The sequence below is a fragment of the Pantoea sp. E2023-21 genome, from assembly GCF_051302795.1.
Taxonomy (GTDB): Bacteria; Pseudomonadota; Gammaproteobacteria; order Enterobacterales; family Enterobacteriaceae; genus Pantoea; species Pantoea ludwigii_A.
Genome location: NZ_CP195344.1, coordinates 3,602,374 through 3,625,424, shown reverse-complemented (window position 1 = coordinate 3,625,424; position 23,051 = coordinate 3,602,374). Strand labels below are relative to the sequence as shown.

The following is a 23,051-nucleotide window of genomic DNA, read 5'->3' as shown; positions in this document are numbered from 1 at the left end:
ATTTCGGTGAGATTGGCGCTTCGAGGATTACTTTACCAACATTAATCATCAGTCCTGAATGCAGACATTTCTGTTAAGCATTAATGAACAACGCTGTGTAACCGCTCACACACAACCTCTTCTTTAAGGTGGATCTGTTATGAGATTCACTCATCATAAATTTGACGCGCGTAGCCCATAAACCCTCATTAAGCAGCCAGGAATAATCCTGATAAGAAACGTTATTTACCCTAAACAATAACGACAAAAAAGCAGGGTAAAAGTTAAATTCCTGCACCTAATTCATCGCCACGCTTAATGGTTTTTTTCATCCGTTTGATCGCATGTGTCTTAACTTCAGCCTATTCCCTTAAGCAAAAAGTGGCTTTCTAGCGCCAATCTTCAGTGCCAAAGGCCAATAAACGGTAGGTTAGATGCATGTTTTTCTGCCTTATCACGCCCGGTTTTTCACCATTAGGGCCTGCTATAGCCAGGAAGATCGCAGATTAATTAAGGTTTAAGGTGCCTGAATCACCTTGATCACACGTCCTTCGGGCAGCGCAGCATGATTGTTTATGACAAATCAGGGCTAAAAACGCAGCTGCAATGAGCAGAAAGGGTATATCGACGGCGAGGTTAAAGCCCGAAAGGGTGATTAGGCGCGTGAAAGGGGTTGGTCAAATTCTTAAAAACAGCCTCATGCGCTGCCGAATAGATTTTTCAGCAGCGTGATTTTGGTGACTTAGACAGCAGTGATGTGCGGCTGCGGTTTAATGCGCATCGCGTAGATGACGCCGATAATCAGACAACCAATACCGACAGCGGTTAACAGCGGCGGCCAGCTTTGTCGCCAAAGGAACGTCCACAGCAAACCGGCTAAGATTTCGAACACAATCAGCGGCCCCATGATCACGGTGGGCACGCGTTGACTGGCGGCATTCCAGCAGAGCGTACCCAACCATGAGCAAATCAGTCCGATACCTAACATTAATAATAGAAAGCGTTGCGGCTGCGGCCCGAATGGCAGCGCAAACTCAGGTTGCTGCCAGTGGAGCTGCACGCAGACTAATAGATAGAACACCAACGCCAGCGGCAATGTCACCAAACCCTGTGCCGTTGCCCAGCTGGAAGGCTTGTGCTGGGGGTGCGCGCGTAACCATAAACCATTACGCAGCGGATACCATGTCCAGCATGCTACTGCCATCACCGCTAACACTAAGCCAGTGAGATAGCGTGACCAATCAACATTGGGACCTTGTGTTTTGAGTTCGGCGGCATTCACGCAAACCAGCCCCGCGGCAATGATCAGCAGCGCTGGCATCAGCTTACGCCACGACAAACGCCCTTCCAGATGGCCATAACAGATATTTGCCGTCACGGTAATTACCACCGGTAAGGTGCCGATAATCATGGTAGAGATGGGCGCGCCGGTGCGTTGTATTGCGCTGGCGAGAAACGCGTAATAGAGCAAATTACCAATCAGCGACAACTTTAGCGCTTCGATCCAATCCTTGCGCGCCAGCTGACGCAAACGGCGGCGATCCAGCCAGGCGAGCGGCAACACCACTAAACCAAAGGCGACATAGCGCCCGGCTGATTGTAGGGTGCCCGGATAATCCGGTATCAGCAGCGGCCCAACAAAGATCAATCCCCACATCAGCCCCGCTGCCAGCGCAAACAGTATTCCAGCAAACATAAACTCTTCCTTTATAAGCATTCCGCTGCAGTGTGACGCAGGCTGATGCTAAAGGCTTGTAGCAGATTGCGGTTAGCGTAAGGGGAAAACTTGTTTTTGGTAGCGGCCGGGTGTGATGCCGTAGCGATGTGCGAAGGCACGGGTGAGATGCGCCTGATCGGTAAGCCCAACGGATGCCGCGACGATTGCTGCACTGTCACCGCGCGCCAGCTGCTGTTTCGCCGCAAACAAACGGAAAGCCATCAGCATTTGATGCGGCGTGACATGGAAATGCTGCTTGAAACTACGCAGGAAATGCCACGGCGATAGCGATGCCAACGCAGCAAGCTCGTCGAGTCGCACCGGTTCGGCGAGATTTTCGCGTAAATACTCTCTCACTGCGTCAAAGCGATGTGCGCCTTCGACAGGCCGCTGCTGCCCCTGACGCGCCAGCGGACGCATCAATTCCAGCAGCTCAAGTAGAATGCTTTCGCGCTCCAGCGTGCTTTCCGCACGCCACATCTGCGCCAGCAGTTGAGAAAACGGCTGCGCCAGAAGCGCATCGGTGCGCAACGCATCAGTGAACCACCAATGACGATCGCCGGTTAGACGATCCATTTCCTGTGGGTCGATATAGATCATGCGATAGCGCCAGCCTTCGTCGCAGGCAGATTCACCGGTGTGCAGTTCGTCGGGATTCATCATCACTAACGAATGCTGGGGCGCGGTGTAATTGGCGCCGCGATAGCGAAAGCGCTGGGCGCCGGACTCGATGGTACCGATGCCAAATGCTTCATGGGTATGCGGCTCAAAGGCGTAGCGGGTGATGTGTGCCTGATAAAGCTCAACGCCCGGCAGCTCAGCGAAATGCTGAAACTGCGCACGATCTTGCTCACAGGGAAAGATTTCAGGAACCACCTTCACGACACACCTCCAGATTAAAAGTGTTTATAAGCATGCGCGGCAGGGGCGATAAATGCAAAGCGGAATTGCTTTACCTCTTTGCACGTTCACCGGACACTGGCATGACTTAACAGGAGATAAATATGGCTAATCGCGTGGTTGTGGTAGTGGATATGCAAAATGGCGTGCTGGCAACGCCGCGTTTTGATCGGGCCGGACGCTGCGAGCGCATCAATCAGTTAACCGCCGCGGCCGATCAGGTGATCTTCATCCAGCACGTTGGACCTGGTTTAGACGTAAATACTGAAGGCTGGGCAGTCGTGCCCGAATTGCAGCAGCCGGCCAACGCCATTTTTGTCAATAAAACCGCCTGCGACAGCTTCTGGCAAACCGATCTCGCCGCCCACCTCAACCAGCTCGACATAACAAGCTTTGTGATTTGCGGCTGCGCGACCGATTACTGTGTCGATACCACCATCAAAGTCGGTGCCAGCCTCGGCTATCACATTACTGTCGCCGCTGATGCACATACCACCGCCGACCGTACTTATGTTTCCGCACAACAACAGATCAATCAGCACAACGAAGTGTGGGCGGATTTGATTATGCCGGGCAATCCGGTGCTGGTACGTGAGACGGAAGCGCTATTGAGGGAATGGCGCCCGCATTAACCCACGCGCCAGACAAAAAAAATGCCACTCCTCGCAGAGTGGCATTTTTGTATTCGATAACGTTCTGCCTGATTGCTCAAGCAGATAATCAGAACGGAATATCGTCGTCAAAATCCATTGGCGGTTCGTTGTTGGCTGGTGCGCTCTGCTGCTGTGGACGCTGTTGCGCACCACCGCTGAACTGGTTACCACCGCCCTGCGGCTGCTGTTGTGGCTGCTGTGGCTGGCCCCAACCGTTGTTATTGCCGCCGCCCTGACCGCCCGCCGGTGCGCCACCTGCGTTCGCGCCCTGCTGACGTCCACCCAGCATCTGCATGGTGCCGCCGACGTTGACCACCACTTCAGTGGTGTATTTTTCCTGACCGGCCTGATCGGTCCATTTGCGGGTACGCAGCTGGCCTTCGATGTAAACCTGAGAACCTTTACGCAGGTATTCGCCAGCCACTTCCGCCAGCTTGCCGAACAGCACCACACGGTGCCATTCTGTGATCTCTTTGTTTTCACCGGTTGTCTTATCGCGCCAGCTTTCTGACGTGGCCAGCGTAATGTTGGCTACCGCGCCACCATTTGGCATGTAGCGCACTTCCGGATCCTGACCCAGATTCCCGACTAGAATCACTTTGTTTACGCCACGACTGGCCATGTTGCTGTCTCCCGATGAGTTGATGCTAAAAGTCTAAGCGAAAAATTGTATCACGTCACATTGTCGTGTGCTCACTTTAGAGCGGGATTCCAAATTTCAACAGCGGACAGAATAGCAAAAAACACTGGATATTTATTCAGGTTATTTTTTGTGCCATAATGGAGCGTTTCTGCTGGTCGTGCTGGCAAGGCATGGCGAGTGTTGTTCAATCCGGGAAAGGTGAATGGATAAGATCGAAGTCCGCGGTGCTCGCACCCATAATTTGAAGAACATCAACCTGATCATCCCTCGCGATAAGCTCATTGTGGTCACCGGTCTGTCAGGTTCCGGTAAGTCTTCGCTGGCGTTTGATACGCTGTATGCTGAAGGCCAGCGTCGCTATGTCGAGTCGCTGTCGGCCTATGCGCGCCAGTTTCTTTCATTAATGGAGAAACCGGACGTTGACCATATTGAAGGTCTTTCGCCCGCCATCTCCATTGAGCAGAAATCGACTTCGCATAACCCGCGTTCTACCGTCGGCACCATTACCGAAATTCATGACTATCTGCGCCTGCTGTTTGCACGCGTGGGGGAACCGCGCTGTCCGGATCATGATGTCCCGCTGGCCGCACAAACCGTGAGCCAAATGGTTGATCAGGTGCTGTCGCAGGAAGAAGGCCGTCGTCTGATGCTGCTGGCACCGGTGGTGAAAGATCGCAAAGGCGAACACACCAAAACGCTGGAAAACCTCGCCGCGCAGGGCTATATCCGTGCGCGTATTGATGGCGAAGTGTGTGACCTGTCAGACCCGCCGAAGCTGGAATTACAGAAGAAACACACCATTGAAGTGGTGATTGACCGCTTCCGCGTGCGCGACGATCTGGCCACGCGTCTGGCTGAATCCTTCGAGACCACGCTGGAACTCAGCGGGGGCACGGCAATCGTCGCTGATATGGATGATACCAGCGCCGAAGAGATGCTCTTTTCTGCCAACTTTGCTTGCCCGATTTGTGGCTACAGCATGCGTGAACTCGAACCGCGCCTGTTCTCCTTCAATAACCCAGCCGGCGCTTGCCCGACCTGCGATGGCTTGGGCGTGCAGCAATACTTTGATCCCGATCGTGTGGTGCAAAACCCCGAGCTGTCACTGGCGGGCGGCGCTATTCGCGGCTGGGATCGTCGTAACTTCTATTACTTCCAGATGCTGCGCTCGCTGGCAGAGCATCTGCAATTCGATGTCGAAGCACCGTTCAACAGCCTGAGCGATAAAGCGCGCGAAGTGATTCTGTACGGCTCCGGCAAAGAGAATATTGAATTCAAATACATCAACGATCGCGGTGACACCTCCGTGCGTCGCCATCCGTTTGAAGGCGTGCTGCACAACATGGAGCGCCGTTATAAAGAGACGGAATCCAACGCGGTGCGCGAAGAGCTGGCGAAATTTATCAGCAACCGCGCCTGTGCCAGCTGTGAAGGCACGCGTCTGCGTCGTGAAGCGCGTCATGTCTTTGTGGAAGATACCAATCTGCCAACCATCTCCGAGATGAGCATCGGGCATGCGATGGACTTCTTCGCCAATATGAAGCTGAGCGGTCAGCGTGCGCAGATCGCAGAAAAAATTCTTAAGGAAATTGGCGATCGCCTGAGCTTCCTGGTTAACGTCGGCTTGAATTATCTGTCGATGTCACGATCGGCGGAGACGTTGTCTGGTGGTGAAGCGCAGCGTATCCGTCTGGCCAGCCAGATTGGTGCTGGCCTGGTCGGCGTTATGTACGTGCTGGATGAACCGTCCATCGGCTTGCATCAGCGCGACAACGAACGTCTGCTCGGCACGCTGATTCACCTGCGCGATCTCGGCAATACGGTGATTGTGGTGGAGCACGATGAGGATGCGATTCGAGCCGCTGATCATGTGATCGATATCGGTCCGGGCGCCGGCGTGCACGGTGGTCAGGTGGTTGCCGAAGGCGATGTGCATGCCATCATGGCGAATGAAAATTCCCTGACCGGCCAGTTCCTCAGCGGCAAACGTGAGATCGCCATTCCAAAAGAGCGCGTCAAAGGCGATCCCGCGAAAGTGTTGAAACTGACGGGTGCGCGCGGTAACAACCTTAAAGATGTCACGCTGACGATTCCGGTCGGCTTATTTACCTGTATCACCGGCGTGTCCGGCTCCGGTAAATCGACGCTGATCAACGATACGCTGTTCCCGATTGCGCAGCGCCAGCTCAACGGCGCGACCACCATCGAAGCCGCGCCTTATCGTGAGATCGCCGGCCTGGAACATTTCGACAAAGTGATCGATATCGATCAGAGCCCGATTGGTCGCACACCGCGTTCGAATCCCGCCACTTATACCGGCATTTTCACGCCGGTGCGCGAACTGTTCGCCGGTGTGCCGGAAGCGCGTTCACGCGGTTACAATCCGGGACGCTTCAGCTTCAACGTGCGCGGCGGACGCTGCGAAGCCTGTCAGGGCGACGGCGTGATCAAGGTAGAAATGCACTTTTTACCGGACATTTACGTGCCGTGCGACCAGTGCAAAGGCAAACGCTATAACCGCGAAACGCTGGAGATTAAATACAAAGGCAAGAGCATCCACGAAGTGCTGGAGATGACCATCGAAGAAGCCCGCGAGTTCTTTGATGCCGTTCCGGCGCTGGCGCGTAAGTTGCAAACGCTGATCGATGTTGGCCTGTCGTATATCCGTCTTGGTCAGTCCGCTACCACGCTCTCGGGTGGTGAAGCGCAGCGCGTCAAACTGGCCCGTGAGCTGTCAAAACGTGGCACCGGTCAAACGCTCTACATTCTTGATGAGCCGACCACCGGTCTGCACTTTGCGGATATTCAACAATTGCTTGAAGTGCTGCATCAGTTGCGCGATCAGGGCAATACTATCGTGGTGATTGAGCATAACCTCGACGTGGTAAAAACTGCTGACTGGATTGTCGATCTCGGCCCAGAAGGCGGCAGCGGTGGCGGTGAAATCCTGGTTTCCGGCACCCCCGAAACGGTGGCCGAGTGTGAAAAATCACACACGGCGCGTTTCCTTAAGCCAATGTTGAAGAAGTAATTTTCTCTCAGGCCCGCGATTGCGGGCCTGATTTTTTTCTGTCGAATTCCGCAACGAAATGCAGGAACAGGCAAGAATCAGACAACTTCAGGCATATACGCATTCCCGTCTGCTGACTATCCTTACAACGTTCCTTTTGGCGTCCTTACGCCCTTTATCCCTTCAGTGCGCTGAACGGGATCCCGCATAAAACTCACGACACATCCTTGGAGACACCATGAATATTACGCATGCCTATGCCGCACAGGACGCGAAAGCAAAACTCGCTCCGTTCGACTTCAAGCCACGCGAACTGCGCGCTCATGATGTGCAGATTGAAGTGTTGTACTGTGGCGTCTGCCACTCTGACTTGCACACCGCGCGCAACGAATGGCGTAACACCGTTTTCCCGGTGGTGCCGGGTCATGAAATTGTGGGTCGCGTGACGGCCGTGGGCGCTCACACGCACAACTACAAAGTGGGTGATTTGGTCGGTGTTGGTTGTATGGTTGATTCCTGCCGCAGCTGTCCTAGCTGTCAGGAAGGACTGGAGCAGTATTGCGAAAATGGCTTCGTTGGGACCTATAACGGCGAAGATCGCGAAACCGGCGCCATCACCTACGGCGGTTATTCCACCAATATGGTGGTAGATGAAAGCTTCGTGCTGCGCGTACCCGAAAATCTCGATCTGGCGGGCGTTGCGCCACTGCTGTGTGCCGGTATCACCACGTACTCGCCGCTGCGCCACTGGAATGTCGGTCCCGGCAAAAAAGTGGGCATCGTCGGTTTAGGCGGCCTCGGTCACATGGGTGTGAAACTGGCTCATGCCATGGGCGCACATGTGGTGCTCTTCACCACTTCACCGTCAAAAATTGAAGATGGCAAGCGCCTTGGCGCAGACGAAGTGGTGATCTCGAAAGATGCCGATCAAATGGCTGAGCACACCAACAGCTTTGACTTCATCCTGAACACCGTCGCGGCGCAGCATGATCTCAACCCGTTCATTGCCCTGTTGAAGCGTGATGGCAATATGACGCTGGTCGGCGCGCCGGAACACGATCATCCGGCACCACAGGTATTTAACCTGATCTTTAAACGCCGCAGCATCGCCGGTTCACTGATTGGCGGCATCGCGGAAACCCAGGAAATGCTGGATTTCTGCGGCAAGCACGGCATCACTTCTGATATCGAACTGATCGCGATGAATCAAATCAACGAAGCCTACGAACGTATGCTGAAGAGCGACGTGAAATATCGCTTCGTGATTGATATCAATACTCTGCGTGAGGAATCTGCGGCCTAATTCGCCTCAGTGTTCATCATGGTTGACGCCCGCTGCACGCGTGGCGTCAGCCTGTTGCCATGAAGCATCCACCAAATAGTAAATCTGCGAATCTTTCAGCGATCCATCCAGCCACAGCGTGCTCCAGTGCGATTTGTTTAGATGCTCACTGGGAAACACATCGCTATGTTCCTCACGGAGTAAATCTGCCAGCGCAGGTGACGCTTTCAGTGACAATGCGGGACGACCTTTTACCTCATAAAGCATGGCAAATAACACACCTCCACTTTTGATTTGCGTCGCCTGCCAGGCATCTTTGTAGCTCTGCTCCGCGCCCGGCTTTCCCATGCAGTAAGTCAGTAAATCCGAAGTATTCATGTTTTATTCCCCTTGTAAGGTCGCCACGATACGCCGCGCACCGCCGTTTATACGATGTTCACCCAACCAGATTCCCTGCCATGTGCCTAACATCAGACGACCGCGATTAACCGGAATCAGGAGCGAAACACCGAGTAACGACGATTTGATATGTGCGGGCATATCGTCAGCCCCTTCGTAGTCATGCTGATAAGGCGCACTTTCTGGAACATGGCGTAAGAAATGCTGCTCCATATCGCTGCGCACCGTAGGATCGCAATTCTCATTGAGCGTCAGTGATGCCGACGTGTGTTGCAGCAGAAGATGCAGCTGGCCGACGCGCACATCGGATAAGCCGTGAAGCTGGCTGACAATCTCGTCGGTAATCAGATGAAAGCCGCGCGCTTTGGCGCCCAGCGTAAAAGTTTGTTGATGCCACATGCCAGAATCCCAAAATTGAACACACCGTTTAAGTGTGCAGCATGTCGGCGAAAGGTAAACCCTGAAGAGAGGAAAAAGCGGCAGAGCGTGAAGTCTGCCGCCTGAAAGTTAGTCGCTCAGCTTAGCGGCCATAGTTTTGATGCTGCCCACATCGTCTTTGGTGATAGCAGCCAGACGCTCGCCATACTCTTTATCGGCTTTGTAGAAGTACGACAGCATCATGGCGCGGCTCTGTACATCCACACCTTTCAGCGCGCCGCCAAGAGAATTGATCAGATCGGTTTTCTCTTTGTCATTAAAGGAACGATACAGCTCGCCCGCCTGCTTAAAGTTCTGCGTTTTAGCAATTATCGCCTGCTGCGTGGTACCGCTCAGTGGGCTGTGGCTGTAACGCGCACTTTGCAGTTCTTCTCGTGGATAGATACGGCTTGGTTGATAGTTCACACCATGATCATCAGCTTTACCGCTGTTCATCGCACCATCCTGATTACCGTTGCTTACCGGCACGCGCGGCGCATTGACCGGCAAACTCAAACCATTGGTGCCAACACGATACATCTGCGTATCGGCATAGGAGAACAAACGCCCCTGCAGCAGACGATCTTCTGAAGCTTCAATGCCCGGCACCAGATTCGAAGGCGCCATTGCCACCTGCTCGGTTTCCTGGAAGAAGTTATCGACGTTACGGTTCAGCTCCATCTGGCCGACCTTCACTTCTGCAATGCCCGGCCAAATTTTGGTGGCATCCAGAGGATTGAAGTCGAACTTATCGATATCGCTGGCTTTGATGGTTTGGATATAGAGATCCCATTTCGGGAAGGCTTTTTGGTTAATCGCCGCGACTAAGTCTTCCGTCATATGGCTGTAGGACGCGCTTTGAATCGCCGCAACTTCATTAGGATCGAGGTTTTTCTCTTCCTGCAGCGTTTTCCAGTGGAATTTCACATAGTGAACTTCACCTTTGGCATTGACGAATTTATAGGCGTGTACGCTGTTGCCATCCATTTGGCGATAGTTTGCTGGCGTGCCCATGTTGGAGAACAACATGGTCAGGCCGTGCGTGGCTTCCGGTACATGAGAGAAGAAATCGAAAGTGCGTGCGTCATTATCGAGATTGGTGCGTGGATCGGGCTTAAAGGCATGCACCATGTCCGGGAATTTAATCGCATCACGAATGAAGAACACCGGCAGGTTGTTACCGACTAAATCCCAGTTGCCCTGGCTGGTGTAGAACTTGGTGGCGAAACCACGCGGATCGCGCAGCGTTTCCGGTGAATGTTTGCTGTGCACCACCGAGGAGAAACGCACGAAGACCGGCGTTACGCTGCCAGGCTTGAACACTTCGGCAATGGTTAAATCGCTGATGTCTTTGCTGGCACGAAATTCGCCGTGTACCCCTGTGCCACGCGCATGTACCACACGCTCGGGAATACGTTCACGGTCAAAGCGTTGCAGTTTTTGAATCAGCTGCACATCCTGCAATAACACCGCACCGTGCTCGCCCGCCGTTTGTGAGTTCTGGTTATCACCAACCGGGGCGCCATTATCACGCGTCAGTTCGGTACTGTAAGCCGGGTTAGAGAGGGTTAACGCGAGAGCAATCGCCAATGGATTGAGTAGAAATGAACTGCCTGTCCGGATCATAAGCCTGCTTCCTTGTGAAGAGTAAAGATCGCGATGAGTTATCGCGTAGGGCCGTTTTCGGCCCGAGGATCTTTACATTCAACGAGTTAAACACCGGCAAGACTGGTCTGGTTTATACTTAATAAAAACGTTATAAAAAAACCGCCAGCCTGGGCTGACGGTTTTCATCGTCGAAGAGGATGTTACATCACCGCAGCAAAGGCTTCAGCCACCTGATTAACGTTGCGGCTGTTCAGGCCCGCCACGCACATGCGGCCGCTGGCAATCAGGTACACGCCGAACTCATCGCGCAGGCGATCAACCTGCTGTGCGCTCAAACCGGTGTAGCTAAACATCCCGCGTTGCTTCAACAGGTAATCAAAGTTTTGACCCGGCAACTTGGTGCTCAATACCTTCACCAATGCCTGACGCATTTCGATAATGCGCAGACGCATCGCTTCCACTTCGGCCAGCCAGTTATTCAGCAGCGCTTCATCGTTCAGCACGCAGGAAACCACCTGTGCACCAAAGTTTGGCGGGCTGGAGTAGTTACGACGCACGGTGGCTTTCAACTGGCCGAGCACGCGCGAAGATTCTTCGGCGCTGTCGCAGACAATCGACAAGCCGCCAACGCGCTCACCGTACAGTGAGAAGATCTTGGAGAACGAGTTGCTCACCAGCGCAGGCAGACCGGCAGCCGCAATCGCGCGAATCGCATAAGCATCCGCTTCCATGCCTGCACCAAAGCCTTGATACGCGATATCGAGGAAAGGAATCAGCTCTTGCGCCTTCAGAACTTCAGTCGTTTCATCCCACTGCGCGTTGGTCAGATCGGCACCGGTTGGGTTATGGCAGCATGGATGCAACAGCACAATGGCCTGCTTCGGCAAGGTTTTCAGCTTGGCAATGAACGCATCAAACTTCACGCCTTTGGTTTCCGCGTCGTACCACGGGTAAGTATCCACGTCGAAACCGGCACCATTAAAGATTGCGATATGGTTTTCCCACGTTGGATCGCTTACCCACACGTTGGAGTTGGGGAAGTAACGCTTGAGGAAATCAGCACCGACTTTCAATGCGCCCGAACCGCCCAACGTCTGGATGGACGCCACGCGACCCGCTTGCAGCATCGGATGGTCTTTACCAAACAGCAGCGGTGCAATGGCATTACGGTAAGCGTTCAGACCTTCCATCGGTAGGTAAAGCGATGCCTGATGCGGCTGCGCCTGCAGGCGCTCTTCTGCTGCGGCAACCGCCTGCAGCTGAGGAATGATGCCCGCTTCGTTGTAATAAAGACCAATGCTCAGGTTTACTTTGTTATCGCGCGGATCTTGTTTGAAGGTTTCCATCAACGACAGAATCGGGTCGCCGGCATAGGCATCAACGTTTTGAAACACGGTGCAGATCTCCATGATTGGTCATAGTTAAGAGGTAAAAATGCGTCATCAAACCATGTAACGGCCGGGACGATGATTCATTGCAATGATGAGATTGAGGATCACCGCACCCGCGATTGAAGCAAATAGCATGGGTAACGACACCACAAACAGTGACGCTAATACCACACAGGTATCCACCGCCATTTGCAATTTCCCCGCGCGCAAACCGATACGATCCTGTAACCACAGCGCCAAAATATTGATGCCGCCAAGGCTGGCTTTGTGACGGAACAACACTATAAACCCAATGCCCATCACCACGTTACCGAACAGTGTCGCATAAAACGGATTTAGCGCAGAAAAATGTACAAACAGCGGATGTAGGTGGGTAAACAGCGAGACCAGGCCCACAGCACAGAAGGTTTTCAGTGTGAATTCCCAGCCCATGCGGCGCACCGCCAGCCAATAAAATGGCAGGTTAATCAGGAAAAATGCGCTGCCGAAGGAGAGCGGCGACAAATAGCTAATCAAGAAGGCAATCCCCGCCGAACTGCCGGTCAGCGCGCCGGCCTGCTTCAGCATAATTACGCCGAAAGAGACCATTAGCGTGCCGAGAACGATCGCCAGCGCATCTTCAATCAGCGAATGGGGAACTTTGGTGGGTTGAACAACGTTATCCATGGGTTAATCTCATTGCAAATGATGCGGTTCAAATGCAAAAAACGCACCACATCGGCGACGTAGGTTCGCCGCCGATGGGTGCCAGTGATTATCCAATTGATAACTAAGGCGCTTTATTGCAGGTTTTTGTACATCAACTGAGAATCAAACCATCAACTCATGCACAAATCTGTTTTCTGGTGCGCGTTTTTTGCATTAATAAGGCAATAATTGCACCAGATTAGCACGTCACGCACTTTTTTGGCGCGTTTTGTGCTGAGGGATGATCATCAGACCGTTCTCTTTTAAACGGCTTAATACCACTGACGTTTTCACATGCGCCACACTTTGATGGCCCGCCACTAACTGGCTAATCAGCGCGCTCAGCGACGCTAAATCGGCCACCGCCACTTTCAGCAGATAATCGGCATCGCCGGTAGTTTTGAACGCATCAACGATGGCGGCTTCTTCTTCCACCATACGATGGAAACTCTCTTCATAATCCGGCGTATGATTTTTCAATCGAACTTCAATCAATCCCACCATACCGAGGCCAACTGCGTCGGGTGATAGACGTGCGTGATAGCCAAGAATGAGATTTGCCTGCTCAAGATTGATGCGGCGGCGTGAACATTGCGACGCCGACAGTCCGACTAAATCACTCAGTTCCTGGTTAGTGAGGCGTCCGTTAGATTGCAGTAATGTCAATATCTTAAGGTCGTGATCGTCTACCTGAGTCATTCTGTTTCCACAGCGTAATGGGGGGCGCTTTGCTACAGATAACCTGATTAAAGCCGGGGTTGTCCAACACTATTTTCTGATGACGTGAAATGCATGCACAAATCGTGCATGCATCGGTATTGAAAGGATTATTCGTCGTCGTATTGCGGGCCGGCGTAGTTATCAAAACGCGACCATTGACCGTTAAAGGTCAAACGTACGGTACCGATTGGGCCGTTACGCTGCTTACCAAGAATGATCTCGGCGATGCCTTTCAGATCGCTGTTTTCGTGATAGACCTCGTCGCGATAGATGAACATGATCAAGTCGGCATCTTGTTCGATCGAACCTGATTCACGCAGATCCGAGTTCACCGGGCGTTTATCGGCGCGCTGCTCCAGCGAGCGGTTCAGCTGCGACAGCGCCACCACCGGTACATTCAGTTCTTTCGCCAGCGCTTTAAGCGAGCGCGAGATCTCAGCGATCTCCAGCGTGCGGTTATCCGACAGCGCAGGCACGCGCATCAGCTGCAAGTAGTCGATCATGATCATGCTCAACCCGCCGTTTTCACGGTAGATACGGCGCGCGCGCGAGCGCACTTCGGTTGGCGTCAGGCCAGAAGAGTCATCAATAAACATGTTCTTCTTCTCGAGCAAAATCCCCATGGTGGCAGAAATGCGCGCCCAATCTTCATCTTCCAGCTGGCCGGTACGAATTCGCGTCTGATCCACGCGTGACAGCGATGCCAGCATACGCATCATCAGCTGCTCGCTGGGCATCTCCAGACTGAAAATCAGCACCGGCTTCTCCTGCAACATGGCCGCGTTTTCGCACAAATTCATGGCGAAGGTGGTTTTACCCATCGAAGGACGCGCTGCAACGATAATCAGGTCCGAGCCCTGCAATCCGGCAGTTTTTTTGTTCAAATCCTGATAACCGGTATCGACGCCGGTGACGCCATCGTGCGGTGTTGAGACCAGCGCCTCAATGCGTGATACCGTCGCTTCGAGGATCTGCTCGATATTCTGCGGACCCTGATCTTTATTAGCGCGCTGCTCCGCAATTTTGAAAACGTTGGATTCGGCGAAATCGAGTAAATCTTCGCTGCTGCGGCCTTGCGGATCGTAACCGGCATCGGCAATTTGATTCGCTACCGAGATCATTTCACGCACCACTGCACGTTCGCGGACGATATCAGCATAAGCGCCAATATTTGCCGCACTTGGCGTGTTTTTTGCCAACTCAGCCAAATAGGCAAAGCCGCCCGCCATCTCTAATTCGCCCAACGTTTCCAGCGATTCAGACAGCGTAATCAAATCGATCGGCTGGCCAGCTTCCAGCAAGCGCTGCATTTCCGTGAAGATCATGCGGTGCGAGCGGTTAAAGAAATCGTTGGCAACGACGCGCTCAGAGACGTTATCCCAGCGCTGGTTATCCAGCATCAACCCACCGAGCACCGACTGCTCCGCTTCTATGGAATGCGGCGGCATTTTTACGCCTTCCAGCTGCCGATCGCGGGGTTCGTTCGATTTGTTGGTGGGTTTATTTCCTGCCATAGTGAATGCATTACCGATCGTGAAAGGGACGCGCAAGTATAACGTCCCAGGATGAACAATCACAGGAGTCAGAATGGCAAAGCGTATTCAATTCAACCAACACGGGGCGCCTTCCGTACTGCAATGGGTCGATTTCGAATTAGCCGATCCCGCCGAGCATGAAGTGCAGGTGGAAAATAAGGCGATTGGCATTAACTACATCGATACCTACGTGCGCAGCGGCTTATATCCGCAAAGCACCTTCCCTTCCGGTTTGGGCACTGAAGCGGCAGGCGTGGTGAAGCGGGTCGGATCGGCAGTGACGCGTTTCAAGGCTGGCGACCGCGTGGTCTATTGCCAGTCTGCACTCGGCGCCTACAGCGAAGCGCATAACGTGGCGGAAGATCGTCTGGTCGTTTTGCCGGACAGCATCAGCTTCGAGCAAGGTGCGGCCTCTTTCCTCAAGGGCTTAACCGTTCAATATCTGCTGCGTCAAACCTACAAAGTGAAGGCCGATGAAATCTTCCTGTTCCATGCTGCTGCCGGCGGCGTGGGTTTGATTGCCTGCCAGTGGGCAAAAGCGCTGGGCGCACATTTGATTGGAACAGTGGGATCGGCTGAGAAAGCGCAGATTGCCAAAGATGCCGGTGCATGGGCGACGATCAACTACCGCGAAGAGGATATCGCCAGGCGCGTCAGCGAGCTGACCAACGGTGAGAAAGTGGCAGTGGTGTACGACTCAGTAGGTAAAGATACCTGGGAACCTTCGCTGGATAGCCTGCGTCGCCACGGATTGATGGTGAGTTTTGGCAATGCATCGGGCCCAGTAACCGGTATCGATCTCGGTATCCTGAATAAGAAGGGGTCGCTGTTTGTCACCCGACCTTCGCTGTTTGGTTACATCACCAACCGTGAAGAACTGGATGCTGCCAGCAACGAACTGTTCTCACTGATCGCCAGTCGGGCCATTCAGCTTAACGTCCCCGACCAGCAGAAATTTGCCTTGAGCGACGCAGTGCGCGCGCATCAGGTACTGGAGAGCCGTGCGACTCAAGGTTCAAGCCTGTTGATTCCCTGAACGCTAAAAGCAAAAGGGGCTTCCCGTAGGAAGCCCCTTTTTTCTTTCTTTTTTATAGTTCGCGCTGGTGTAGGGACAGCGGCGATGAATTGGTTTTAAACAACGCCAATCATCCTGACAGAAAACATAAGTAAAAAATATGTTTAATTGCGAAATAGGTCTAAGCAATTTCTGAGTCTGTGATCGTTACCGCAATTAGCGCCAACCTTTTCGCTCTAAGTCACTGATTTTTCTTTTCAGGCTGCGCAATTTAGCCTCGCCTGATGGCGTGGTAAATGCCCGGTACAGCCAGACAGCGATAACCGCCAGCACCAGCCAAGGCAACACTTTAATAACAATCGCCAGCAATCCACCGAAGAACATTAAAGCGGTGGCCACTACCAATGCCGCAATAACGCCCAGCAGCGAAACACCGGTGAAAAGCAGCATCAGAAAAAAGCCAAGAACAAATAGAATTTCCATAAAGGCTCTCCTGTGTAAATAACATCAGGAACATTACAAGATGCGTGCCAACCTTTAAAAATAGCTAACTCTTTGAAAGTATTATGTAGAGGAAAAATGCGAGGTTTCAAGAGTGATGAAAATTACTAACTATTGGCGTAAAAAAAACCAGAACAAAAACCAGAACACCCACTTTTGTAGGGTCGCCATTCATGGCGACCTCTACATCAATGCTTAAAGCGCTTCCTGAGGGATTTTATCCGCAACCAAAGCCAACGCCGCTTCCAGTACACGCACATCCGCGCCAGGTTTATGGGCATTTTCACTCAAATAGCGACGCCATTGACGAGCACCCGGAATCCCCTGGAACAGGCCGAGCATATGACGCGTAACATGGCCGAGATACATCCCTTTGGACAATTCAGCTTCAATGTAAGGATACATTGAGCGCACCACCGCGACCGGATCCACGCTCGGTGTATCGCGGCCAAACAGTTCGCGGTCGACCTGCGCCAAAATGCCTGGGTTCTGATAGGCTTCGCGCCCCATCATCACGCCATCCATATACTGCAAGTGAAGTTTTGCTTCTTCCAGCGTCTTAATGCCGCCATTAATGGCCATGGTCAGCCCCGGGAAGTCACGCTTAAGCTGATAAACGCGTGGATAATCCAGCGGCGGTATCTCGCGATTCTCTTTTGGACTCAAACCCGACAGCCACGCCTTTCGCGCATGGATAATAAAGGTATCGCAGCCGCCCTGTTGCGCCACGGTGCCAATAAAATCACACAGGAATTCATAGCTGTCCTGCTCATCAATCCCGATACGGGTTTTTACCGTTACCGGAATGCTCACCACATCGCGCATCGCTTTAATACAGTCGGCCACCAGCGCCGCGTCGCCCATCAGGCAGGCGCCAAAACGCCCGTTCTGCACACGATCGGACGGACAACCCACGTTCAGGTTGATCTCATCGTAGCCACGCGCTTCTGCCAGCTTAGCGCACTGCGCCAGCGCAGCCGGATCGCTGCCACCCAATTGCAGCGCCAGCGGGTGCTCTTCCTCGCTGTAGGCCAGATAGTCGCCTTTGCCGTGAATGATCGCGCCGGTCGTCACCATTTCGGTGTACAGCAGCGTGTCACCACTCAGCTGACGGTGGAAATAACGACAGTGACGATCGGTCCAGTCGAGCATGGGGGCGATGGAGAAACGTTGCGAGGAGAAAGTATCGGTCATGAAACGCAGTAAATCCGCAGTAAGTTAAGTGATGAGAAACTGCGCAATCATATCACAGCAAAACGGGCGACACAGCCGCCCGTTATCAGTCAGGCGATTAGAAGTTAAATCCGAGCTGCAACATCGCACCCACGGTATTGTCCTTACCTACCGACCCGGCCAGGTCGAGATGGACGGTATTGTTGAACGGTGAAACGCCCAAGCCGGCGGTGAACACATCGGTATCGGTTGACTTCAGATCGGCACGATAACCGGCACGCAGCGCCAGCCAATCCAGCACACGGTATTCCGCACCCACGCCGGCATACTGGCTGGTATCTTCCGATTTGAAGCGCTTGGTTTCAGTCAGATCAACATCACCCGCCAGCGTGAATGGCCCGTTATTCCAGGAAAGTCCGGTAGTGACCAGCGGGCGAATTTGGTAAGTATCGCGGTAGCCGTTCACCTCTTTGGTGTCGATATCACGCGAAATCAGGTTCTGGCCCGTAACACCCAAGGTCCAGTTATCGCCGAAATCGGTGGCAATACCGGCATCCATGTTAAAACCGGTATCGCTGCTACGATAGCGGCTGCTGTTGATGTCACTCTTGTCGTAGTTGTAGATACTGGCGGTGTAGTTATACAGCCAGGTTTTCTGCAGCTTTGGTGTTACGCCAATCGAGACTGGATGGCCTGCAACCGAGAACTCATGCGCGACTGACACACCATAATCGGTGACTAGCGCAGCCAGGCCGTTAGCGCTGGAACGCAAGTTATCCTCATCGCCCGGAACAGGAATTCGCGTGCCGTTGGCAACAGCCCGCAGGTAGGCAATATCACTGTCTGCGACGTTGGCGCGTACGATCGCACTGCCGTAGGCTTTAGTAATAAAAGCAAAAGGTAACGTTTCATTCGGGACGGTGACGGCCAGCGCCACACCTGCATTTGCATGGGCTTTATTGCCGCGCAGATCGCTGAGCTGATTGGCCATATCGCCTGCGGCGGCCTTCAGTTGCGGATAACCATTGAGGTAATCAGCAAAGGTCAGTTTATCGATTACATCCTGATAACGATCGACGGTATCGGTAATGTCATCGACCCGATCAATTAATTTGTCTTTATCGGTAACCTGCGCGCCCGCTGAAGGAAAGATGATGCTGACGTTATCTTCAGGCTGCGCTTTGGTCATCAATGCGGGGTTAGCCAGCACTGCTGAACTCCAGGTAGAAGAAGCTACGCCCGTACCGCCCATTGCGTCGTTACGTGCGTCATACCATGTACCTGCTGCCAGCGCTGAGGAAGAAAGAAATACTGCATTCAAACCAACAAGATAAGCTACTTTTTTGTGCCTGAATAATGTCTTCACCATGAGCCTGCCATCACCTTTGAAATGTCGCTGAATCACTCACCGACTGAAAGTTTAGTTAGCCGCTATTCTGAACGCTGGCTAACGCTTCATTGCTGTGAATTGAAAGGAAATAGCACTGCTATTCGCAGAATTGGATGCGTAAGCACCACTCCGCTGTTTTTATATGCAGAAAAATTACTAGTGGGTAGTTTGATACCAGAAATTACTTAAGGCCTTTTGAACCATAGCCGCTAACCAGGTGAGTTGCAACGCAAAAGCCTGCTACCGTTACGCTGTCTGGCGGGACGCTTTTTACAGGTTAAACCGTTGAGGCAACATTAGCGGACAAAATAGGCTGATAATTTATTGATTGATGAGAATTTTCTTGCGGATTTTAAGGATAATAAGCAATCACAGCAGGGCAAAAATTTGTGTGATAAAATAACATCACCTGCTACCCGGAGAATACTTATGTCTAACCTCACGCCCGAACAACTTCTTACTCAGGCAGAATCACTGTGTCTTGACCGCGGCGTGCGCCTCACCCCTCAACGCGCCGAAGTGTTGCGTTTGATGGCAGAGCAGAATGGTTCGATAAGTGCTTACGATTTGCTGGATCAATTACGCGTCAGTGAGCCCCAAGCTAAGCCCCCCACCATTTACCGCGCGCTTGATTTCCTGTTGGAACAGGGGTTCATTCATCGTGTTGAGTCGAATAACAGTTATGTGGTTTGCCATCATTTTGATGAGCCGGCACATACTTCGGTAATGCTGGTGTGCGACGGTTGCGCGGCGGTAAGCGAAAAACATGCTCATGGCGTAGAAAAAACCATAGCGGCGCTGGCAGATCAGGCGGGATTTTCACTGCGTCATACGGTGATTGAAGCTCATGGCTTGTGTGAGAATTGTGCAGAGGTTGCGGCTTGTACGCATCATGAAAGTTGCGAACACGACCATCAGGTTGAAGGTAAAAAACGGGTGAGAAAGGCGTAATGGGCACTTCCATGTGCCGACCCGATCATAACGACCGGTGGGTAGGAGCATCATCCGTAATAGGGGAAATCGACTACCAGCGGTAATCTTTGTTGTGGGTTTCCCATTCTTTCACTTCGGTCTCTGCTTGGTCTTTCGCATACCCGTAGCGTTCCTGGATTTTACCGACAAGCTGCTCGCGTTTACCTTCGATTACGGTCATATCATCATCCGTAAGCTTGCCCCACTTTTCCTTCATTTTACCTTTGAACTGCTTCCAGTTTCCGCTCGCTTCGTCTTTGCTCATAATAATCCTCCACTTCATCCTGAGTGAGATAGATATATTGCCTGCCTATCAGGCGATATACCCACACAACGCGCTACTCATTTGCGCCGTATAAGGTAATTGTAGTAGCCGTTTCGTAGTTTGCAGAGAATTACAGATTAATCTGTAGTTTACGCTTCGCTTATTCAGGCATTGAACCAGCTATTACGTTGCCAGTGCCCACGCCAGATTACCCACAGCGAGAGCCCACGTAACGCGAGAAATACCGTCACCGCCAGCCATAAACCGTGGTTGCCCAGCCACGGCAGCGTCAATAGTGATAAGCCATAGCCGATTGCCGCTATCACCATGCTGTTACGCATTTCACGGCCACGCGTTGCGCCAATAAACATGCCATCCAGCAGATAGCACCAAACACCAACCAGCGGCAGAATCACTTGCCAGATAAGGTAGCGATCGGCCATTTCGCGCAGCGCTTCCAGTGAAGTCAGCATCGCCACTATCTGCGGACCCGTAAAGGCATAAATCAGCGCAAATATCACCGCAACAAAACAGGCCTGACGGCAGGCCGCATGCCAGATAAGCAATAATCGACTGCGATCTTTGGCCCCAACGGCCTCACCGGAGCAGGCTTCAACTGCGTAGGCAAAACCATCCAGCGCGTAAGCAGTAAAAGTGAGGAACATCAGCAGTACAGCATTGACCGCTACCACATCCGGTCCAATACGCGCACCAAGAATCGTGAGCGAGGCAAAACAGATTTGCAGCATTAAGGAGCGCAGCATAATGTCGCGATTAAGGCGGAACAGCCGTGCCGCATCGCCGCGCCAGCTGCTTTTTAGCAGAGTAAAGTGGATACCGCGCATTTTCAGCACACGCGCCACCATCCACAGCCCCACGCCCAGCGTGACATATTCTGCCAGTGCGGTTGCCGCCGCCGCCCCGGCCACGCCCCAATGCAGTTTGAGGACAAACAGCAGATCAAGCAGGATGTTGACCAGATTGCCAATGATCAGCAGCACCATCGGCGCACGTGCATACTGCACGCCCAGCAGCCAGCCGAGAATCACCAGATTGGCTAAGGTCGCTGGCGCACTTAGCCAGCGAATCTCAATGAATATTTTCGCCTGGTGTTGCACTTCCGGGCTGCCACCCATCAAGGCTGCAGCCAAACTGCTTACCGGCGTCCGCAGCACCATAAACAGCACCCCAAAAACCAGCGCAATCAGCAGCGGTTGCGTTAAGGCGCGCGCCAGCGCGGTTTTATCATTAGCACCAAATGCCTGAGCGGTGAGTCCGGTCGTGCTCATGCGCAGGAACAATAGGAGCATAAAGATGAAGCTGGTTGCCGTCGTGCCAACCGCGACACCGCCCAAATAGATAGGGCTATCGAGATGACCAATAACGGCAGTATCCACCACGCCCAATAACGGGACGGTGATGTTTGAAAGGATCATCGGCAGCGCCAGCCGCCAGAGCGTTTTATCTGAAGAGGAAAACAGCTGCATTCGCCCATTCCGTTGTTTGCGGTAATCAGCGTAATGGCGCCAGAGTGAGCCGCAGAAAGAGTCACAGAGAAGTAAAACAGCAGACTGCGGTTAGCGCATGATACGCCACCGCAGTGGGTGAGGCTCAGAAACTGATTAGAGCCACTCGCCGTTGCGCACAATCCCGACAGCCAAACCTTCAACGGTTAGCGACTGCTCACGGGTATCAACGACAATCGGCTGAAAATCGGTATTTTCTGGCAGAAGATGAACAATCGCACCCTGCTTTTTCCAGCGTTTCACGGTGACTTCATCATCAATGCGCGCCACTACAACCTGGCCGTTACGCACTTCCTGAGTTTTATGCACCGCCAACAGATCGCCATCCATAATGCCAATGTCTTTCATCGACATACCGCTCACGCGCAACAGAAAATCAGCGCTCGGTTTGAACAGGTTAGCATCCACCTGGTAGTGGGCTTCGATGTGTTCCTGTGCCAGCAAGGGCTCACCGGCAGCGACGCGGCCAATCAGCGGCAGACCTTCGCTCGGTTCTTCTTCCATCAACAGGCGAATCCCGCGCGATGCGCCGGAAACAATTTCAATTACGCCTTTACGCGCCAGCGCTTTCAGATGCTCTTCAGCAGCATTGGGCGAGCGAAAACCCAGTTGCGCAGCAATTTCCGCACGCGTTGGCGGCATGCCCGTCTGGTTAATATGGTCGCGAATCAGGTCATAGACCTGTTGCTGCCGTGCAGTTAACGCTTTCATCCCGCCCCCTGGTTGTTTATACAGTCGCTGTGAGTATATACAGGTATTGGCGAAATGAAAACCGTAACAGAGGGAAAAATCAGCGGTTTGATGAATCTGGAATCCCTATCTCAAATGCGTCCAGAGCAGCGCGATCCAGACGAACAGAGCCAGTAAGATAGTCAGTAATACGGCAGCCGATCCCATGTCTTTGGCACGGCCCGCGAGCGGATGTTGCTCTTGACCAATGCGGTCCACCACCGCTTCGATAGCGCTATTAAGGATCTCAACGATGATAACCAGCACCACCGAGCCAATCATTAAGATGCGGGCGATGGTATCTACATCCAGCCAGCAGGCCACAAGAATAGCCACCAGCGCGGCAACGGCTTCCTGCCGAAATGCGGCTTCGTGCTGCCATGCGGCGCGTAACCCCTGCCAGGAATAACCGGCGGCTTTCACTATTCTTACTAAACCGGTGACGTTATTTGCCATGTCTATGGAACCCTTGAACTATTTTGACGTCAATGTGAGGGCAGTTTGAGGCGGCAGAGCCACAGACCTTCGCTGCGCTTTCT

22 protein-coding genes are annotated in these 23,051 nt (G+C 52.8%); 5 read left to right on the top strand and 17 right to left on the bottom strand.

What is annotated here, in order from left to right; translation table 11 throughout:
- Positions 1-721: 721 nt before the first annotated feature.
- Entirely contained in the window at positions 722-1,675 is a 954-nt protein-coding gene (locus ACRQ84_RS16970) for a DMT family transporter (protein ID WP_483816657.1), read from the bottom strand.
- Between the two features lie 72 nt (positions 1,676-1,747).
- Positions 1,748-2,578 (bottom strand): AraC family transcriptional regulator, encoded by an 831-nt coding sequence (locus tag ACRQ84_RS16965; RefSeq protein WP_483816656.1) that lies wholly within the window; start codon positions 2,576-2,578, stop codon positions 1,748-1,750.
- Between the two features lie 122 nt (positions 2,579-2,700).
- Between ACRQ84_RS16965 and ACRQ84_RS16960 the strand changes: the two genes are divergently transcribed.
- Positions 2,701-3,228: an isochorismatase family protein gene (locus tag ACRQ84_RS16960; protein WP_064737896.1), complete on the top strand. Its 528-nt coding sequence runs from the start codon at positions 2,701-2,703 to the stop codon at positions 3,226-3,228.
- An 88-nt stretch (positions 3,229-3,316) separates the two neighbouring features.
- Here the strand turns inward: ACRQ84_RS16960 and ssb1 are convergent, their stop codons facing one another.
- Positions 3,317-3,871 carry a single-stranded DNA-binding protein SSB1 gene (ssb1, locus tag ACRQ84_RS16955; protein ID WP_061718369.1) on the bottom strand — a complete coding sequence of 185 codons (555 nt, stop codon included), beginning with the start codon at positions 3,869-3,871 and terminating at the stop codon, positions 3,317-3,319.
- 223 nt (positions 3,872-4,094) lie between these two features.
- Here ssb1 and uvrA point away from each other — a divergent pair, with 223 nt between their 5' ends.
- Positions 4,095-6,923 carry an excinuclease ABC subunit UvrA gene (gene uvrA / locus ACRQ84_RS16950; protein ID WP_064737897.1) on the top strand — a complete coding sequence of 943 codons (2,829 nt, stop codon included), beginning with the start codon at positions 4,095-4,097 and terminating at the stop codon, positions 6,921-6,923.
- A gap of 217 nt (positions 6,924-7,140) precedes the next feature.
- The gene (locus ACRQ84_RS16945) at positions 7,141-8,205 is read left to right on the top strand and encodes an NAD(P)-dependent alcohol dehydrogenase (RefSeq protein ID WP_064737898.1); all 1,065 of its coding nucleotides are present in this window, start codon (positions 7,141-7,143) and stop codon (positions 8,203-8,205) included.
- A gap of 6 nt (positions 8,206-8,211) precedes the next feature.
- On the opposite strand, the gene ACRQ84_RS16940 is transcribed toward ACRQ84_RS16945, so the two are convergent.
- The 7 genes from ACRQ84_RS16940 to dnaB all read right to left on the bottom strand — a co-directional run bounded on the left by ACRQ84_RS16940 (position 8,212) and on the right by dnaB (position 14,920).
- Positions 8,212-8,562: an MmcQ/YjbR family DNA-binding protein gene (locus ACRQ84_RS16940; RefSeq protein ID WP_483816655.1), complete on the bottom strand. Its 351-nt coding sequence runs from the start codon at positions 8,560-8,562 to the stop codon at positions 8,212-8,214.
- Between the two features lie 3 nt (positions 8,563-8,565).
- Positions 8,566-8,982 carry a secondary thiamine-phosphate synthase enzyme YjbQ gene (locus ACRQ84_RS16935; RefSeq protein ID WP_064737900.1) on the bottom strand — a complete coding sequence of 139 codons (417 nt, stop codon included), beginning with the start codon at positions 8,980-8,982 and terminating at the stop codon, positions 8,566-8,568.
- A 108-nt stretch (positions 8,983-9,090) separates the two neighbouring features.
- Complete coding sequence (locus ACRQ84_RS16930; protein ID WP_483816654.1) at positions 9,091-10,626, bottom strand: catalase; 1,536 nt, start codon at positions 10,624-10,626, stop codon at positions 9,091-9,093.
- A 182-nt stretch (positions 10,627-10,808) separates the two neighbouring features.
- Positions 10,809-12,002, bottom strand: a complete 1,194-nt coding sequence (locus ACRQ84_RS16925; protein WP_483816653.1) for an amino acid aminotransferase — start codon at positions 12,000-12,002, stop codon at positions 10,809-10,811.
- Between the two features lie 48 nt (positions 12,003-12,050).
- Positions 12,051-12,665, bottom strand: coding sequence for a YitT family protein (locus ACRQ84_RS16920; RefSeq protein WP_008109953.1), 615 nt, complete (start codon positions 12,663-12,665; stop codon positions 12,051-12,053).
- A gap of 228 nt (positions 12,666-12,893) precedes the next feature.
- Positions 12,894-13,385: an Lrp/AsnC family transcriptional regulator gene (locus ACRQ84_RS16915; protein ID WP_097095220.1), complete on the bottom strand. Its 492-nt coding sequence runs from the start codon at positions 13,383-13,385 to the stop codon at positions 12,894-12,896.
- Positions 13,386-13,513: 128 nt separating this feature from the next.
- A complete protein-coding gene (gene dnaB / locus ACRQ84_RS16910; protein WP_064737904.1) occupies positions 13,514-14,920 on the bottom strand; it encodes a replicative DNA helicase in 1,407 nt (468 codons plus the stop codon).
- A gap of 73 nt (positions 14,921-14,993) precedes the next feature.
- Between dnaB and ACRQ84_RS16905 the strand changes: the two genes are divergently transcribed.
- Positions 14,994-15,977, top strand: coding sequence for a quinone oxidoreductase (locus tag ACRQ84_RS16905; protein WP_064737905.1), 984 nt, complete (start codon positions 14,994-14,996; stop codon positions 15,975-15,977).
- Between the two features lie 195 nt (positions 15,978-16,172).
- Here the strand turns inward: ACRQ84_RS16905 and pspG are convergent, their stop codons facing one another.
- The 3 genes from pspG to traF all read right to left on the bottom strand — a co-directional run bounded on the left by pspG (position 16,173) and on the right by traF (position 18,999).
- Positions 16,173-16,439, bottom strand: a complete 267-nt coding sequence (gene pspG, locus ACRQ84_RS16900) for an envelope stress response protein PspG (protein WP_483816652.1) — start codon at positions 16,437-16,439, stop codon at positions 16,173-16,175.
- A gap of 213 nt (positions 16,440-16,652) precedes the next feature.
- Positions 16,653-17,651, bottom strand: coding sequence for a tRNA dihydrouridine(20/20a) synthase DusA (gene dusA, locus ACRQ84_RS16895; RefSeq protein ID WP_483816651.1), 999 nt, complete (start codon positions 17,649-17,651; stop codon positions 16,653-16,655).
- Between the two features lie 97 nt (positions 17,652-17,748).
- Positions 17,749-18,999 carry a conjugal transfer protein TraF gene (traF, locus tag ACRQ84_RS16890; protein ID WP_483816650.1) on the bottom strand — a complete coding sequence of 417 codons (1,251 nt, stop codon included), beginning with the start codon at positions 18,997-18,999 and terminating at the stop codon, positions 17,749-17,751.
- 450 nt (positions 19,000-19,449) lie between these two features.
- Here traF and zur point away from each other — a divergent pair, with 450 nt between their 5' ends.
- Positions 19,450-19,971, top strand: coding sequence for a zinc uptake transcriptional repressor Zur (gene zur, locus ACRQ84_RS16885; RefSeq protein WP_064737909.1), 522 nt, complete (start codon positions 19,450-19,452; stop codon positions 19,969-19,971).
- Positions 19,972-20,044: 73 nt separating this feature from the next.
- On the opposite strand, the gene ACRQ84_RS16880 is transcribed toward zur, so the two are convergent.
- The 4 genes from ACRQ84_RS16880 to ACRQ84_RS16865 form a co-directional block, all read right to left on the bottom strand.
- Complete coding sequence (locus ACRQ84_RS16880; RefSeq protein ID WP_483816649.1) at positions 20,045-20,257, bottom strand: CsbD family protein; 213 nt, start codon at positions 20,255-20,257, stop codon at positions 20,045-20,047.
- 164 nt (positions 20,258-20,421) lie between these two features.
- Positions 20,422-21,744, bottom strand: a complete 1,323-nt coding sequence (gene dinF / locus ACRQ84_RS16875) for an MATE family efflux transporter DinF (protein ID WP_483816648.1) — start codon at positions 21,742-21,744, stop codon at positions 20,422-20,424.
- 135 nt (positions 21,745-21,879) lie between these two features.
- A complete protein-coding gene (lexA, locus tag ACRQ84_RS16870; protein ID WP_008109941.1) occupies positions 21,880-22,494 on the bottom strand; it encodes a transcriptional repressor LexA in 615 nt (204 codons plus the stop codon).
- A 105-nt stretch (positions 22,495-22,599) separates the two neighbouring features.
- Entirely contained in the window at positions 22,600-22,968 is a 369-nt protein-coding gene (locus ACRQ84_RS16865; protein ID WP_064737912.1) for a diacylglycerol kinase, read from the bottom strand.
- Positions 22,969-23,051 lie beyond the last annotated feature (83 nt).

Bases quoted from the DNA above. Each gene is read 5' to 3' on its own strand.
- ACRQ84_RS16970 (WP_483816657.1), bottom strand. From the start codon at position 1,675: ATGTTTGCTGGAATACTGTTTGCGCTGGCAGCGGGGCTGATGTGGGGA.
- ACRQ84_RS16960 (WP_064737896.1), top strand. From the start codon at position 2,701: ATGGCTAATCGCGTGGTTGTGGTAGTGGATATGCAAAATGGCGTGCTG.
- ssb1 (WP_061718369.1), bottom strand. From the start codon at position 3,871: ATGGCCAGTCGTGGCGTAAACAAAGTGATTCTAGTCGGGAATCTGGGT.
- uvrA (WP_064737897.1), top strand. From the start codon at position 4,095: ATGGATAAGATCGAAGTCCGCGGTGCTCGCACCCATAATTTGAAGAAC.
- ACRQ84_RS16945 (WP_064737898.1), top strand. From the start codon at position 7,141: ATGAATATTACGCATGCCTATGCCGCACAGGACGCGAAAGCAAAACTC.
- ACRQ84_RS16940 (WP_483816655.1), bottom strand. From the start codon at position 8,562: ATGAATACTTCGGATTTACTGACTTACTGCATGGGAAAGCCGGGCGCG.
- ACRQ84_RS16935 (WP_064737900.1), bottom strand. From the start codon at position 8,982: ATGTGGCATCAACAAACTTTTACGCTGGGCGCCAAAGCGCGCGGCTTT.
- ACRQ84_RS16930 (WP_483816654.1), bottom strand. From the start codon at position 10,626: ATGATCCGGACAGGCAGTTCATTTCTACTCAATCCATTGGCGATTGCT.
- ACRQ84_RS16920 (WP_008109953.1), bottom strand. From the start codon at position 12,665: ATGGATAACGTTGTTCAACCCACCAAAGTTCCCCATTCGCTGATTGAA.
- ACRQ84_RS16915 (WP_097095220.1), bottom strand. From the start codon at position 13,385: ATGACTCAGGTAGACGATCACGACCTTAAGATATTGACATTACTGCAA.
- dnaB (WP_064737904.1), bottom strand. From the start codon at position 14,920: ATGGCAGGAAATAAACCCACCAACAAATCGAACGAACCCCGCGATCGG.
- ACRQ84_RS16905 (WP_064737905.1), top strand. From the start codon at position 14,994: ATGGCAAAGCGTATTCAATTCAACCAACACGGGGCGCCTTCCGTACTG.
- pspG (WP_483816652.1), bottom strand. From the start codon at position 16,439: ATGGAAATTCTATTTGTTCTTGGCTTTTTTCTGATGCTGCTTTTCACC.
- dusA (WP_483816651.1), bottom strand. From the start codon at position 17,651: ATGACCGATACTTTCTCCTCGCAACGTTTCTCCATCGCCCCCATGCTC.
- traF (WP_483816650.1), bottom strand. From the start codon at position 18,999: ATGGTGAAGACATTATTCAGGCACAAAAAAGTAGCTTATCTTGTTGGT.
- zur (WP_064737909.1), top strand. From the start codon at position 19,450: ATGTCTAACCTCACGCCCGAACAACTTCTTACTCAGGCAGAATCACTG.
- ACRQ84_RS16880 (WP_483816649.1), bottom strand. From the start codon at position 20,257: ATGAGCAAAGACGAAGCGAGCGGAAACTGGAAGCAGTTCAAAGGTAAA.
- dinF (WP_483816648.1), bottom strand. From the start codon at position 21,744: ATGCAGCTGTTTTCCTCTTCAGATAAAACGCTCTGGCGGCTGGCGCTG.
- lexA (WP_008109941.1), bottom strand. From the start codon at position 22,494: ATGAAAGCGTTAACTGCACGGCAGCAACAGGTCTATGACCTGATTCGC.
- ACRQ84_RS16865 (WP_064737912.1), bottom strand. From the start codon at position 22,968: ATGGCAAATAACGTCACCGGTTTAGTAAGAATAGTGAAAGCCGCCGGT.